This is a genomic window from Intrasporangium sp. (assembly GCF_030452765.1).
GTDB lineage: Bacteria > Actinomycetota > Actinomycetes > Actinomycetales > Dermatophilaceae > Intrasporangium_A.
In genome coordinates this window covers 1-12,428 of sequence record NZ_JAKDLO010000140.1, presented here as the reverse complement: position 1 = coordinate 12,428, position 12,428 = coordinate 1, and the positions used below count along the sequence as shown (strand labels likewise).

15 protein-coding genes are annotated in these 12,428 nt (G+C 70.6%); 11 read left to right on the top strand and 4 right to left on the bottom strand.

Going from position 1 to position 12,428, the window contains the following annotated elements; all coding sequences use genetic code 11:
* Positions 1–101: 101 nt before the first annotated feature.
* Entirely contained in the window at positions 102–1,142 is a 1,041-nt protein-coding gene (locus tag L0H79_RS16040; protein ID WP_301485638.1) for an NYN domain-containing protein, read from the bottom strand.
* 611 nt (positions 1,143–1,753) lie between these two features.
* On the opposite strand from L0H79_RS16040, the gene L0H79_RS16035 reads away from it, so the two are divergent.
* The 5 genes from L0H79_RS16035 (at position 1,754) to L0H79_RS16015 (ending at position 6,348) form a co-directional block, all read left to right on the top strand.
* The gene (locus tag L0H79_RS16035; protein WP_301485637.1) at positions 1,754–2,521 is read left to right on the top strand and encodes an inositol monophosphatase; all 768 of its coding nucleotides are present in this window, start codon (positions 1,754–1,756) and stop codon (positions 2,519–2,521) included.
* A gap of 222 nt (positions 2,522–2,743) precedes the next feature.
* On the top strand, positions 2,744–3,229 hold the full coding sequence (locus L0H79_RS16030) for a DUF1992 domain-containing protein (RefSeq protein ID WP_301485636.1): 486 nt from the start codon (positions 2,744–2,746) through the stop codon (positions 3,227–3,229).
* 64 nt (positions 3,230–3,293) lie between these two features.
* Positions 3,294–4,034 (top strand): DinB family protein, encoded by a 741-nt coding sequence (locus L0H79_RS16025; RefSeq protein WP_301485635.1) that lies wholly within the window; start codon positions 3,294–3,296, stop codon positions 4,032–4,034.
* Positions 4,035–4,198: 164 nt separating this feature from the next.
* Positions 4,199–5,017 carry a uracil-DNA glycosylase gene (locus L0H79_RS16020; protein ID WP_301485634.1) on the top strand — a complete coding sequence of 273 codons (819 nt, stop codon included), beginning with the start codon at positions 4,199–4,201 and terminating at the stop codon, positions 5,015–5,017.
* A gap of 143 nt (positions 5,018–5,160) precedes the next feature.
* Positions 5,161–6,348, top strand: coding sequence for an acyl-CoA dehydrogenase family protein (locus L0H79_RS16015; protein WP_301485633.1), 1,188 nt, complete (start codon positions 5,161–5,163; stop codon positions 6,346–6,348).
* A 4-nt stretch (positions 6,349–6,352) separates the two neighbouring features.
* Here L0H79_RS16015 and L0H79_RS16010 read toward each other — a convergent pair whose 3' ends face one another.
* From L0H79_RS16010 to L0H79_RS16000, 3 genes are all read right to left on the bottom strand, one after another.
* Positions 6,353–6,763 (bottom strand): hypothetical protein, encoded by a 411-nt coding sequence (locus tag L0H79_RS16010; protein ID WP_301485632.1) that lies wholly within the window; start codon positions 6,761–6,763, stop codon positions 6,353–6,355.
* A 488-nt stretch (positions 6,764–7,251) separates the two neighbouring features.
* Positions 7,252–7,512, bottom strand: a complete 261-nt coding sequence (locus L0H79_RS16005; protein ID WP_301485631.1) for a sulfurtransferase TusA family protein — start codon at positions 7,510–7,512, stop codon at positions 7,252–7,254.
* Positions 7,509–8,453: a hypothetical protein gene (locus tag L0H79_RS16000; RefSeq protein WP_301485630.1), complete on the bottom strand. Its 945-nt coding sequence runs from the start codon at positions 8,451–8,453 to the stop codon at positions 7,509–7,511. Before L0H79_RS16000 ends, L0H79_RS16005 begins: the two co-directional genes overlap by 4 nt.
* 145 nt (positions 8,454–8,598) lie before the next feature.
* Between L0H79_RS16000 and L0H79_RS15995 the strand changes: the two genes are divergently transcribed.
* The 6 genes from L0H79_RS15995 (at position 8,599) to L0H79_RS15970 (ending at position 12,321) form a co-directional block, all read left to right on the top strand.
* Entirely contained in the window at positions 8,599–9,051 is a 453-nt protein-coding gene (locus tag L0H79_RS15995; protein WP_301485629.1) for a hypothetical protein, read from the top strand.
* A 62-nt stretch (positions 9,052–9,113) separates the two neighbouring features.
* Positions 9,114–9,509: a DUF2237 family protein gene (locus L0H79_RS15990; protein ID WP_301485628.1), complete on the top strand. Its 396-nt coding sequence runs from the start codon at positions 9,114–9,116 to the stop codon at positions 9,507–9,509.
* 11 nt (positions 9,510–9,520) lie between these two features.
* The gene (locus tag L0H79_RS15985; protein WP_301485627.1) at positions 9,521–10,210 is read left to right on the top strand and encodes a hypothetical protein; all 690 of its coding nucleotides are present in this window, start codon (positions 9,521–9,523) and stop codon (positions 10,208–10,210) included.
* A 142-nt stretch (positions 10,211–10,352) separates the two neighbouring features.
* Positions 10,353–10,787 carry a hypothetical protein gene (locus L0H79_RS15980; protein WP_301485626.1) on the top strand — a complete coding sequence of 145 codons (435 nt, stop codon included), beginning with the start codon at positions 10,353–10,355 and terminating at the stop codon, positions 10,785–10,787.
* Between the two features lie 69 nt (positions 10,788–10,856).
* Entirely contained in the window at positions 10,857–11,093 is a 237-nt protein-coding gene (locus L0H79_RS15975; protein ID WP_301485625.1) for a hypothetical protein, read from the top strand.
* Positions 11,094–11,238: 145 nt separating this feature from the next.
* The gene (locus L0H79_RS15970; RefSeq protein WP_301485639.1) at positions 11,239–12,321 is read left to right on the top strand and encodes a DNA polymerase IV; all 1,083 of its coding nucleotides are present in this window, start codon (positions 11,239–11,241) and stop codon (positions 12,319–12,321) included.
* Positions 12,322–12,428: the final 107 nt, after the last annotated feature.

Below are 12,428 nucleotides of genomic sequence, written 5' to 3'. Positions count from 1 at the left end.
GGCGGGGCTGGGAGGTCATGGTCGCTCCTCGGGTCAACGCAGGTGCCTGCCCGAGCCTATGCCGGTCAGCGGGTCGCACACACCCACCGGGTCGCACACACCTACTGGGCGGCCGGCGTCTGGGCGGCTGAGCTGGGGCCGAGCACCAGCCAGAAACGCTCCCGCAACGCGAGTCGGGTGCGCTCGTCGACGTCATACATTCCGAGCCGGGCGGACATGTCGAGCAGCATGGTCCGGTCGAGGTCCCGTGGGATGTACGGCCGCTCCGATCGCACCGCTCGCAGCTCAGCATCGGTCACGGTGCTCTTCCACGTCGCGACCACGCCGTGGACGACCTCGTCGACCAGCTTCTCGATCTCCGGTGGCAGGCTGGCGTCGCCGACCGAGGCGCGTCCCGTCGTGCTCGAGTAGACGACACGGGGTGGGGAGTGCGGCGTGTGGTTGGCGTGGAGGGCGGCAGCCTGGTCGCCGGTGCGGACCGGTGGGATCGGGGTGTTCCAAGGTCGGCTGGCGGCCAGGGCCGCCGGGGTGGGGACCGAGGCTCGCTCGACGGTCTCCTCCGGCTGCTCCAGCGGGGCCGGTGCGGGCTTGGGGCGGGGCTTGACGAAGCGGTCGATGATGACGGGGTCGATCAGGGCCGTGCCGTCGGCCTCGCGCTGGAGGTTGCGCGAGACGGCGTGCGGTCGGCCGTGCCGATCGGGTGCGGCCAGGAGCATGACCTGCACGCCGTGCCCTTGAGCCTCCTCGACGGCCTCGGTCAGGTCGTCGTCCCCCGAGACGAGGTAGATGACGTCGGCGACGCGGTTGCGACCGTGGGTCGCCAGGTCGAGGCCGATCCGCAGGTCGACGCCCTTCTGCTCTCCGCCGGGCGACATCCGCCCGAGGCGCAGCTTGAGCCGGGGTAGCATGCCGATCTGGTCCTGCCAGGCATCGGGGGCCCCGCCCTGCCCGCCGCCGGCGTCGTACCAGTTGACGCGCAGAAGCGGTAGGCCGCTGTCCTGCTCGACCTGGTCGATCATGGCCTCGATGAGCTCGCGGTAGGCAATGACGACACCCCCCCGGAGCGAGGTCCCCGTCACGCGCGTCGCGGCGGAGGCCAGCAGGTACCCGGCATCGACGTAGATCGCGCAGTAGGACCGCATACCGCCACCTTGTCACAGCGACCGACTCGCCGCCTGGCTGGGGCCCGCAGGCTGAGCCAGGCGGGCGTGCGTCCACCCACTGGGCGCGAGACGGGCGGAGCGGCACCGCGGGGGAGGGGTACGCGGCGCCGCCCTGTTCTCATTGTGCCTGCTCGGAGCGGGTCACGTGTGCGCTTTCGCAGGGTCCGTGACGGATCAGAATTTCCTTGATCCGCAAGGGCTTTCCCACATCGTGGGCAGGGGCACGGATCCCCTCGTGGTCCTCGTGCAGCGCACCTTGGTGAACGGATGGTATGCCGCCGTGCGGGCTGGTCGGGTCCCGCACCGCCACCCGGGCGGGGTCACACGAACCCACGTTCGTCCCGGCGGCTCTTGTGCGGGGGCCACTGCGTCCGACACGCCTGAGCACGGGTGTGCGGAAACGGGCCCCGGAGTCCATCCGGTTCCCGTCTCCGCCCTCCCCGGCGCGCTGTCCCGCTCTGGACGATACGAGGGTTGCTGCCGGAAATGTCCCAATGTTGCGCATGACGCTCGTTCGCGCAACATCGACCTGGGGGCCGCGTTGTCCGGCCAGGCGCCCGGCCGCGGAGGTGATCCCCTAGTTTGGGGGCGTGGACACCGATGCCGTGCTACAGCTGCTCAGGGATGTCTCCGAGGTGGCGATCAACCCGAGGTTCCGGGCGCTCGCCGAGGACGAGGTCCACGAGAAGAACCCCGGTGACCTCGTCACCGACGCGGACCGCGAGGCCGAGAAGCTCATCACGGCGGCGCTGCTCGGCGCCTATCCCGACGCGGTCGTCCTCGGTGAGGAGGCGCACTCGGCCGACGCGGGCCTCATGGACCGCTACCTTGCGGCGGAGCACGCGTTCACGGTCGACCCGGTCGACGGGACCAAGAACTTCGTCCACGGTTCGCGTGACCACGCCGTCATGGTCTCGGAGACCGTTCGAGGTCAGACGGTTCGAGCCTGGATCTGGCAGCCGCAGCACGAGCTGGGGTATGTCGCCGAGCGGGGTGCCGGGGCGTGGTGCGGCTCGCGGCGGCTCCGGAGGGAGGCGGCGGTTGCGCCGCTCGACGGGCGCACGTCGCGGCGCGCGTGGATCGGCGCGTCGTTCGGTGGGCTGCCCGCGCTGCGCCTGACCTGGGTGTCGTGCGGGATCGACTACCCGAAGCTCGTCGAGGGCGAGGCGGACTACATCGTCTACCACCGGGCCGCCCCGTGGGACCACGTGCCGGGAACCCTCATTCTCCGCGAGGCGGGCGGGGTGTCCGGTACCCCGGACGGGGTGGCGTACCAGCCCCGGCTGAGGCCGGCCCGGGGGCTGGTGATCGCCGCCGACGCCGCGACCTACGACACCGTCCGGGTGGCGCTGCCCTGACCCGTCCCCCAGTGTCCCCAGTCCACACCTGTCGAGCGGGCAACATCCCCGTCGAGCGGTCGGCGTGGCATCCCGCGTATCAGACGCCACCGCCGTAACACTGTAGTGATGAGACTTAGGCGGTTGGCCCGTTGTGGTACGTGAACCGTCGTTGGAGCCCGGACCTAGCGCAGGCCGGGCTCCTTTTCGCGCGGAGCCCGTTGAGCGGCATACCGTGGCTGCATGGGCCGGCAACCGCGCTGGGAGAGCCCCGTCGAGCGGGCGATCCGTGAGGCACAGGAACGTGGTGACTTCGACAACCTGCCTGGTGCCGGCAAGCCGCTCGACCTGCATGACGCGAACGACCCGGACTGGTGGGTCAAGCGGTATGCCGCGCGCGAGCACCTCGACCTCGGCGGTGCCCTTCCGGGTGCCCTCGCCCTGCGCAAGGAGGCCGCCGGCTACCCCGGCTCACTCGCCGACGTGACACGTGAGGAGCACGTCCGGGAGATCATCGAGGACTACAACACCCGTGTCCTTGCGGACCGGTTGCGCCCGGCGGTGGGCAACCTACCGCCGCTGCTCGCCAAGACGCTCGATGTCGACGACATGGTGCGTCGGTGGCGCGAGCTGCGGGCATCGCAGGTGCGGCCCCCGCTCGCCGAGCCGGCACCTGCATCGCGCCCCACGAGACGGTCCTGGTGGCGGCGTCTCTTCCTGGGCACCTGATCTCCTGTCGGGTGCGCGCCCTCCGACGATACGACCGGATTGCCCTGGTTCTACGATCGAAGGTATGGGACGAGTATTCGAGGCCGACGATCTTCGTGGTGCCCGCTTCGTCGACGTGGACCTGACGACGGCGGAGTTCCGTGAGGTGACGCTCAACGATGCGCGTTTCGTCGGGGTCGTGGCCCACGACGTAGAGGTCGAGGGGCTGATCAGCAACCTGCGTGTCAACGGGGTCGAGGTGATGCAGTTCGTCGAGGCCGAGCTCGACCGGCGCCACCCCGAGCGCCTGCTGATCCGCTCGGCGGATCTCGTGAGCCTGCGCAAGGGATGGGAGGCGCTGACGGACCTGTGGGCGGCGACGACCGACCGGATCGCCGCTCTCCCGGTCCGCGACCAGAACCGCCGGGTCGACGGCGAGTGGTCTGCTGTCGAGACGCTGCGTCACCTCGTCTTCGTCACCGATGCCTGGTTCCGGCGTGGCGTGTTGGGAGTCGAGAAGCCATATCACCCAATCGGACTCGCGCCCCACTTCGTCAAGAACCAACACGAGATGGGGCTCGATCCAGAGGCCCACCCCACGCTGGAAGAGGTCCGCGTGGTCCGCGCGGCTCAGGCGACCGAGATCCTCGCCTATCTGTTCGAGGCCACGGACGAGGCGCTCGAAGAGCCAGGCGCTCGCACGAGTGAGCCGGGCTGGCCATCAGACCCCAGCGACGAGACAGTCCTCGGTTGCCTGCAGGTCCTGCTCGACGAGGAGTGGGCTCATCACCAGTTCTGTGTGCGGGACCTCGCGCGCCTCGGCTGAGCGACGTTGTGCGCCAGGGCGGCGGCTGCGTGCCAGCCGAGCGTCGCCTGGGGGAAGTGCACCCTCGATGACGAGAACTGCACCCTCGATGACGAGAACTGCACCCTCGATGACGAGAACTGCACGCTCGATGGGGCTGGGGAGTCGGTCAGTACGGTGGTGAAATGGACCCGCATCCGCTGACCGGCCAGCAGTTCGCCTCGCCGGTGCCACCGGGAACGGGCTGGCCCGGTGATCCCGCGACCCCGGACACCCCGGTGGCCGACACCGAGCAGGAGGTAAGCCGCCTCGCTGAGGAGGTTGGCGACATGCCGGAGCTCGACGCGCGGATCAGCGTGTGCCGCGCGTGCCCACGGCTCGTCGCGTGGCGCGAGACCGTGGCGACCCGGCAGCGTCGAGCGTCCTTCGCGGACCAGCCGTACTGGGGCCGTCCGGTCCCGTCCTTCGGTGACCCCGAAGCGTCCGTTCTCGTCATCGGGCTCGCACCGGCGGCCAACGGCGCCAACCGGACCGGGAGGATGTTCACCGGGGACCGTTCTGGCGACTGGCTGTTCGCCGCCCTGCATCGCGCCGGGTTCGCCTCGCTGCCCACGGCGGTGGCGAGCGGCGACGGTCTGGTCCTCACCGGGCTGCGGATCACCGCGCCGGTCCGGTGTGCGCCGCCGGCGAACAAACCGACCACCGAGGAGAAGCGCATCTGCAGCCACTGGCTCGACCGAGATCTTGAGCTCGCAGAGCCTCACCTGCGCTCGATGCTGGCACTCGGGTTGATCGGCTGGGACGCGACCTTGCGCGCCGCACGGCGGCTGGGCTGGCAGGTGCCGAAGCCGAAGCCGAAGTTCGGTCACGGCGCCGAGACGACCTTGCTGACTCCGGCAGGCCGGCCGGTGCGGCTGCTCGGCAGCTATCACGTGAGCCAGCAGAACACTTTCACCGGCAAGCTGACCAGGGAGATGTTCGACGCGGTCGTCGCGCGCCTGTGACGGGGGCGTTGGGCGTGCGCCCGGTTGCGGCACGGACAAGGGGGCCCGGGCGGGAAAGTGTGAGCCGTGCGCTGTCGTCGTTCGTCGCCCGTGTGTTTGAGTAGAGGCGCGGCAGCCAAGAGCCGGCCCCACCAGGAGAAGTGATGACGACGCAAGCCAGCCCAACGGCATACCTCGAGGACGACCTGCTCGAACGGATCCGCGGGCGTGCCGCCCGGATCGACCGCGAGAACGGCTTCTTCGACGAGGACCTCGCCGAGCTGCGCGCGGTCGGCTACCTCACCGCGATGGTCCCCGCCGAGCTCGGCGGCGCCGGCCTCACCCTCGCGCAGCTGACGCTCGAGCAGATGCGTCTGGCCGGGGCCGCCCCGGCCACGGCACTCGCCGTCAACATGCACCACGTCTGGGTCGGCGTGGCGAACACCCTTCGTGCGCATGGAGACTCGTCGATGGACTTCGCCCTCGAAGAGGCGGCCGCGGGGGAGATCCTCGGGTTCGGGATCTCCGAGGCGGGCAACGACCTGGTCCTGTTCGGCTCGTCCAGCCGGGCCGACCCCGACGGCGCGGGCGGCTACCGCTTCACCGGGACGAAGATCTTCACCTCCCTCTCCCCGGCGTGGACCCGGCTCGGGACGTTCGGCACCGACACGTCCGGTGACGACGGACCCCATTCCGTATACGGGTTCGTCCGCCGTGACGACCCGGGCGTTGCCGTCAAGGACGACTGGGACACCCTCGGGATGCGAGCCAGCCAGTCGTGCACGACCGTCCTCGAACAGGCGCACGCACCCGCTGACCGGGTCGTCCGCCGGCTCCCGCCCGGCCCGACGATGGACCCGTTCGTCTTCGGGATCTTCGCCAACTTCGAGGTGCTCCTCGCCTCGATCTACACCGGCATCGCCAAGCGGGCCATCGACGTCGCGACCGAGACGGTCACGCGGCGAACCTCCCTGAAGAACAACGGTGCTCCCTATTCGAACGACCCCGACATCCGCTGGCGCCTCGCCGATGCCGCGATGGCGCTCGACGGGATCTACCCGCAGGTCGAGCTGATCGCCCGCGACGTCGACACCCTCGCCGACCGCGGCCCACTGTGGATGCCGCAGCTCTCGGCGGTCAAGTCACGGGCCACCGAGACGGCACTGCGCGTCGTCGAGCAGTGCATCCGGGTCTCGGGCGGATCCTCGTACTTCAGCTCGAGCGAGCTGTCCCGTCTCTACCGCGACGTACTCGCCGGCATCTTCCACCCGAGCGACGACGAGTCGGTGCACGGTGCGTGGGCGAACGCGCTGCTCGGCCCCGTCGTGCCGTGGCCTCCCGAGGAGGGCTGACGCGTCAGTCGCGGTCGGTCACCGCATCGAGGAGCAGGCTCAGACCGATGGCGAGCAGCCAGCTGTCCTTGGAGATGGCGGTGCCCTGCTGGCTCGGCCAGATGCTGTTCGGCTGGCGCAGCGCCGGGGTCCGGGCGTACATCCCCACGAGGCCACCGCCGAACCCGGCCAGCAGGAGCCCCGCGAGACCGCGAGGGACGAACGGGGCCAGCAGTGCCGCGCCCACGGCCATCTCGCCGACGGACAGCGCTTTGACGAACTGTTGCGGCGGCACGTCCTTGACGAGCGGGTAGGCACCGGCGGCCATGCCGTGCAGGCCGACCGCGGTCTCCTCGGTGGCCGTGCGCTTGCTCAGGCCGGTGTGCAGGATGTAGGCGCCGGTCGCGAGTCGGAGCGGGATCGTGCGCAGCTTCATCGTGTCTTCCTCTCGTGGGTGGTACGACGGGTCCGTGCTGTACTGCCCCAATTGTGCCCATCGGCCCCGGGACCGAGGGCGGCAGGGTACCCGGGCGGTGAGTCTTCACAGCGGATCGGCAGGTGGCACCCCCAGTGCTCCCAGACTCGCCGTCTACCGTCTTGGCACGGAAGCAGGGCATGACAACGAGGTGGCGACGGGCCCCAGGAAGGCCTTCCATGATGCGAGGTTGGCGCGGTGGTCGGGCCGGCGTGGCGTTCGTCGTCTTCGTCATCGTCGTCGGGGCGTGGTTGGTCACCCACCCTGGTGACGACGGGTCCCCGTACAGCCATGTCCCGCGACCTGTCGCGCGGTCCGGCCCGACGGTTACGCTCCCTCCGTCGGGCGGGCCGCCGCCGACGTCATCGACGACACCGTGATGACGACACCGTGATGACGGCACGGTGATCGCAGCACGCGAGGACGGCACGCGCGCTCCACCCCTCCGGTCACGCGACCGAGCGCCGAGGCTCCCGCTTGGTGACCTCGAAGACGAAGTAGCGGAACGGCCACGTCCCGGCCCGGCCCCGGTCCTCGGCGAGGTGGCCGTCCCGCTCGGCCCACAGGGGGATCTCCATCGGCGCGAAACGGTCGCGACTCCAGATCTCCAGTACCGTCCCCGGGGCCAGGTCGCGTATCTGCTGGGCCGCGCGGATCATCCCGACCGCGCACGGAGTCTTCCGGTTGTCCAGCAGGACGCGACTGCTCATCGGCGGTCTCCCCGTTCGGAGAGATCGTCGATGTTGCACACCCCCTGCACCGGCGAGCAGTGCCGGAACAGGGGACACGTGATGAAGACGACGACGAGCGCGATGATCGCCAGCACCTTGAGTGGGATCAGGATGCCGGGGAAGCTCGTCCACCAGTCCAGAGGCAGGGAGCGGAACGCGCCGGCCATGAGCAACCCGGTCACGATGATCGTCGGGAGGACGAAGCGCACGACCCAGCGGAAGCGGTCCAACTGCCGGGCTCCGGCGAGGACTGCGTCGACATTGGGATGGCGGCGCCCCGTGGGCATGGCTACGGCGATGTTCCAGAGGGCTCCGCCGAGCCAGAGGGTGAAGGCGGTCAGATGCAGCGCCCGGATGGCGGCAGCCCAGTCGGGGCCGACATCCGTGTAGGCCCACCCGGCGATGAGCGCGGCGACGAGGGCCAGCGCAGGCCAGGCCATCGCGAGCCGGCTCACGCCCAGCGCCAGCAGCGCACCCAGGGCCACGCTCGCCCCGACGAGTGCCCACTTCAGGGCTGGTTCGCCCGCGAGGACCGGTACGACGAAGGGACCGGCCGCGGCGAGCAGGACGATGGGGGCGACCCAACGGCCGACGCGCTCGGCTCGCTGGAGCAGGTCGGCGTTCAGGCTGTCGACACGGCGCTGTTCCACGCCCTGCTCGGCCCGCCGCAGGTAGAGCAGCCGCCACGCGAGGAAGCCGCCGGCCAGTGCGACCGCCCAGAGGGAGAGCCAGCGTACGAGCAGACCCCCGCCGGAGATCCCGAGGCCGAGGCCGGTGAAGATCGCGCCACCGACGGACGCGAGGGTGATGAGGGTGAAGGCCACCTTGGGCAGGAACGGCGTCTCCTCCTTGACGATGATCTGCAGCGTGTCGACTCGCTGCCCGTCGCGCTCGCTCAGCCCGGGGATGGATGTGTCCATCGACGCCCTCCATTAAATACGGTTGCTACCGTCGAAAATACCTTGTCGACCGGCGGCAGGGAAGTCGAGCCGCCGATCGGTGCCCTTGGCGGCTTGCCGACCGGCCCCGCGTCCTCCAGCATTGAGAGAAGCACTGGAGGTGCCCATGGACTCGTCATTCGCGGCGTATCTCGACAAGGTCAGGGCGCAGCGGGCCGAGCTGCGCGAGTCCGTCGCTGCAGTCGACACGGCCCTCGCCTCGCCGGTGGCCCGCGGGGGTGCGTGGCGCGAGCGGGTCCGGGCCGCGCTCGCCGAGCTGTCCCACGACTTCGCTGACCACATCGACCTGACCGAGGCGCCCGGCGGCCTGCACGACAGCGTCCGGTCCTGCGACCCGCGGCTCACCTCGGCGGTCGACCGGCTGACGAACGAGCACGTGGAGTACCGCGAGGCGATCGTCGCCTACCTGAACGTCCTCGAGCACGGTGGGACCATGGCGGACCTGCCCGTCTTCCGCAACGAGGTCGGCGCTCTGGTCGGTCGGCTCGTGCGGCACCGTGAGAGGGGTGGAGACCTCGTCTACGAGTCGCTGCACGTCGACCTCGGTGGGTCCGACTGAGCCCATCCGGCCGGGACGACGCGGCTCGACCCTGTGCGCGGCGACCGCGTAGGTTTGAGCGCATGGAGCACGGGCAGCGCAACGTCCTCGGCGGCGAGCTCGAGGAGTGCTCGACCGACCCGATGACGGGCTTCTACCGGGACGGCTGCTGCACGGCTGGTCCCGAGGACGTCGGGGGCCACACGATCTGCGTCGTCGTCAGCCGCGAGTTCCTCGCGCACCAGGAGTCGGTCGGCAACGACCTGTCCACCCCACGACCCGAGTGGAGCTTCCCGGGGCTGCGGGCCGGCGATCGGTGGTGCGTCGTCGCGGCCCGCTGGCTCCAGGCACAGCGAGACGGGGTCGCCGCGCCGGTCGTGCTCGCCGCGACTCACGAGCGTGCGCTCGACGTCGTGCCGCTGCAGCTGTTGGAGGCGTATGCCGCTGACGTCCCTGACGATCCCAGTGACCTCCTGTGAGGGCTCGCGGTGTGAGGCGACTCGGGCATGCAGGGCTGCTCCTGGCGACCGCTCTCGTCGCGTTCGGGGGCTGCACGAGCCGTCCGCAGGTCGAGCTGGACCAGAGCCCCGGCGCCACCGGTTCGCTGCCGCCGGGGTTCGACCCGACGGACGGCTCGACCGGACCCGGGAGCGTCACCCCGACGGCGCCGCAGACGGTCACGGTGACGGTCATGCCGACGGGTACCGCGCTGCCGATGAACCCGAGCCTTCCCGCCGTCTTCGACGAGTCCGCTGCGCGGCAGGCGACCCAGGCGGTGCTGCGCGACATCGGCGGGCTGGACCGGGCCTTCGTGACTGCAGCGGGCACCAACCCGAGGACGAGACCCCCCACCCCGGGCGCATCGGGCGGTGCGTCCAGCACAAGGCCGACGGCCTCGGACCCGAGGGCTGCGGCCCGGGACCTCACCGCGCTCGACTCACATCTCGGCGGTCTGCTCGCGGCCGGCGTCCCACCCGGCACCGACGGGCCTAGCTACGTGGCACGCATCCTCAGCCTGCGGGTCTTCGTGTCGGCGGCGGTCGGCGAGACCTCGACCGACCCGGCCCGAGCGGCTGCGCGCTACCAGGTGATCCGGGGCGAGGTCGGCGTCCTGCTCACCCAGGTGAGCACCGGCACCGGCGCCACGCTCACGCTGCCGCCGTCCCGCCCTGCTCGATGAGTGCGTCAGGCCCTGACCGAGAGGCGTGCCGTCGAGGATGTCGTGCTCCGAGGCGATCACGGTCCGGCGAGGGCGTCGCGTCGCTCGTAGCCTGCCCCGGCCTTGGTCGGGCAGGCCGCTGCTGGCTGGATACGATGGAGGGGTGCCGGATCCCACAGACCTCGAGGACTACCTCAACGCCTGCCGGGCCCGCGTCGAGTCGCAGGTCGCCTTCTTCCGGGAGTTCGCCGACGTCGTCAGCCGGGTCGACGTCGAGGCCGGTGGCGGCTTGGAACCGATGCTCGAGTCGCTCGAGGGCGACTACTTCAACAACCTCGTCATCGTGCTCGACGCATACTTCTCCGGTCGACTGCCCGACTCGCGACCCGCGGGCCCCGTCGCGGTCGAGGTGTCGGCGCTGCGCGCCTCACTCGTGGACGGGGAGGGCGAGATGCTCCCCGACGCCGCGGCCACCTCGGGCGCTGGGCGCAGCGTCCTGGGCCTGCAGGCAGGCGACTCGATCCGGCTCACGGCCCAGTCCTTCGCGCGACTCGCCGACGCCTACTTCGCCGAGATCGACAGACTGCAGCTGTCCTGACTCGTGGCGAATGCTGTTGTGGCGCACGACCTCCCGCCGACGCGGGGCATCGTGTGCCACAGTGCACCCGTGGCCCACACGTACACGCGCATGACCCATGTCTGGTTCGTCGCCGCCGCGATCACCGGCATCGTCAGTGGGTTCCTGCACATCGTCCGCACTCAGGTGACCAAGGACGGGTCTGCCCCGATCCCTCTGACGGTGCTCGCCTACGGCTTGACAGCCGTCACGGCCCTGCTCATCTTCCGAGGCATCATGGTCGCGGCCTACGAGCAGGACCAGGCCGCGCAGCGCGACCGCCACTGAGCGACATACGGACTGAGCGGCAGGGCAAGACCCTCCTGCCGGGGCCTCATCGATGCACGTTGCCGAGAACCGGGGGCTCGTCGTCGAGCGGGAGCGAGCGCCGGTGAGCGGGGTCGTCACGCGCGGGGCGGCGACAATGCTGGGTATGGATGCCGCTGCCGCCCCTTGGGTGCTGCATGTCGACCTCGACCAGTTCATCGCTGCGGTGGAGGTGTTGCGACGACCCGAGCTGGCCGGCCGCCCGGTCATCGTCGGCGGCCGCGGCGACCCGACCGAGCGGGCGGTCGTGGCGACCGCGAGCTACGAAGCGCGCGAGTATGGCGCCACCTCGGGGATGCCGCTGCGGCTCGCGGCGCGCAAGGTGCCTGGGGCCGTCCTGCTGCCCGTGGACGCCGCCGCCTACAACGAGGCGTCCGACGGGGTCATGGCGACCCTGCGTCGACTCGAGGTCGTGGTGGAGGTGCTGGGGTGGGACGAGGCGTTCCTCGGCGTCGAGACGGCCGACCCGGAGGCCTTCGCCCGGCACGTGCAGGCCGCGGTTCTGCAGGCGACCGACCTGCACTGCTCGGTCGGCATCGGCGACAACAAGATCCGCGCGAAGATCGCGACGGGCTTCGGAAAGCCGCGAGGTGTGTTCCGGCTGACCCGGGCGAACTGGCTCGCGGTGATGGGGGACCGCCCGACGATCGACCTTTGGGGGGTCGGGTCGAAGGTCTCCAAGCGGCTGGCCGCTCTCGACATCACGACCGTGCACGAGCTTGCCGCCGTGTCGCAGGAAACGCTCGTCGGCGAGTTCGGCCCGCGGATGGGCCTCTGGTACGGCCAGCTCGGCAAGGGGATCGGCTCGACCACCGTCGACGACACACCCTGGGTCGCGCGGGGACACAGCCGAGAGACGACCTACCAGCAGAACCTCACCAGGCGCGACCAGGTGCTCGAGGCGGTCCGGCTGCTCGCCGAGCAGGCCTTCCAGGACACGGTGGCCGAGGGCCGACCGGTGACTCGGGTGACCCTCAAGGTCCGCTACGCGCCGTTCTTCACCCAGAGCAAGGCGAGGAAGCTGCCCGCGCCCACCTCCGAGCGGGAGGCCGTCGTCGCCGCGGCACTCGCCCTCGTCGAGCGGCTGGACCCGGGCCGCGAGATCCGGCTGCTCGGGGTGCGGGCCGAGATGCAGATGCCGGAGGACGGAGACCCCGCCGAGCGCACCCCCATCCGTGGCCGCCTCTGACCCGATCGACAGTGCACTACTCCCGATCGAGCGTGCACTACTCCCGATCGATAGTGCACTACTCCCGATCGACAGTGCACTACTCCCGATCGACAGTGCAGCACTTC

Bases quoted from the DNA above. Each gene is read 5' to 3' on its own strand.
- L0H79_RS16040 (WP_301485638.1), bottom strand. From the start codon at position 1,142: ATGCGGTCCTACTGCGCGATCTACGTCGATGCCGGGTACCTGCTGGCC.
- L0H79_RS16030 (WP_301485636.1), top strand. From the start codon at position 2,744: ATGGGCCGGCAACCGCGCTGGGAGAGCCCCGTCGAGCGGGCGATCCGT.
- L0H79_RS16025 (WP_301485635.1), top strand. From the start codon at position 3,294: ATGGGACGAGTATTCGAGGCCGACGATCTTCGTGGTGCCCGCTTCGTC.
- L0H79_RS16020 (WP_301485634.1), top strand. From the start codon at position 4,199: ATGGACCCGCATCCGCTGACCGGCCAGCAGTTCGCCTCGCCGGTGCCA.
- L0H79_RS16015 (WP_301485633.1), top strand. From the start codon at position 5,161: ATGACGACGCAAGCCAGCCCAACGGCATACCTCGAGGACGACCTGCTC.
- L0H79_RS16010 (WP_301485632.1), bottom strand. From the start codon at position 6,763: ATGAAGCTGCGCACGATCCCGCTCCGACTCGCGACCGGCGCCTACATC.
- L0H79_RS16005 (WP_301485631.1), bottom strand. From the start codon at position 7,512: ATGAGCAGTCGCGTCCTGCTGGACAACCGGAAGACTCCGTGCGCGGTC.
- L0H79_RS16000 (WP_301485630.1), bottom strand. From the start codon at position 8,453: ATGGACACATCCATCCCCGGGCTGAGCGAGCGCGACGGGCAGCGAGTC.
- L0H79_RS15995 (WP_301485629.1), top strand. From the start codon at position 8,599: ATGGACTCGTCATTCGCGGCGTATCTCGACAAGGTCAGGGCGCAGCGG.
- L0H79_RS15990 (WP_301485628.1), top strand. From the start codon at position 9,114: ATGGAGCACGGGCAGCGCAACGTCCTCGGCGGCGAGCTCGAGGAGTGC.
- L0H79_RS15970 (WP_301485639.1), top strand. From the start codon at position 11,239: ATGGATGCCGCTGCCGCCCCTTGGGTGCTGCATGTCGACCTCGACCAG.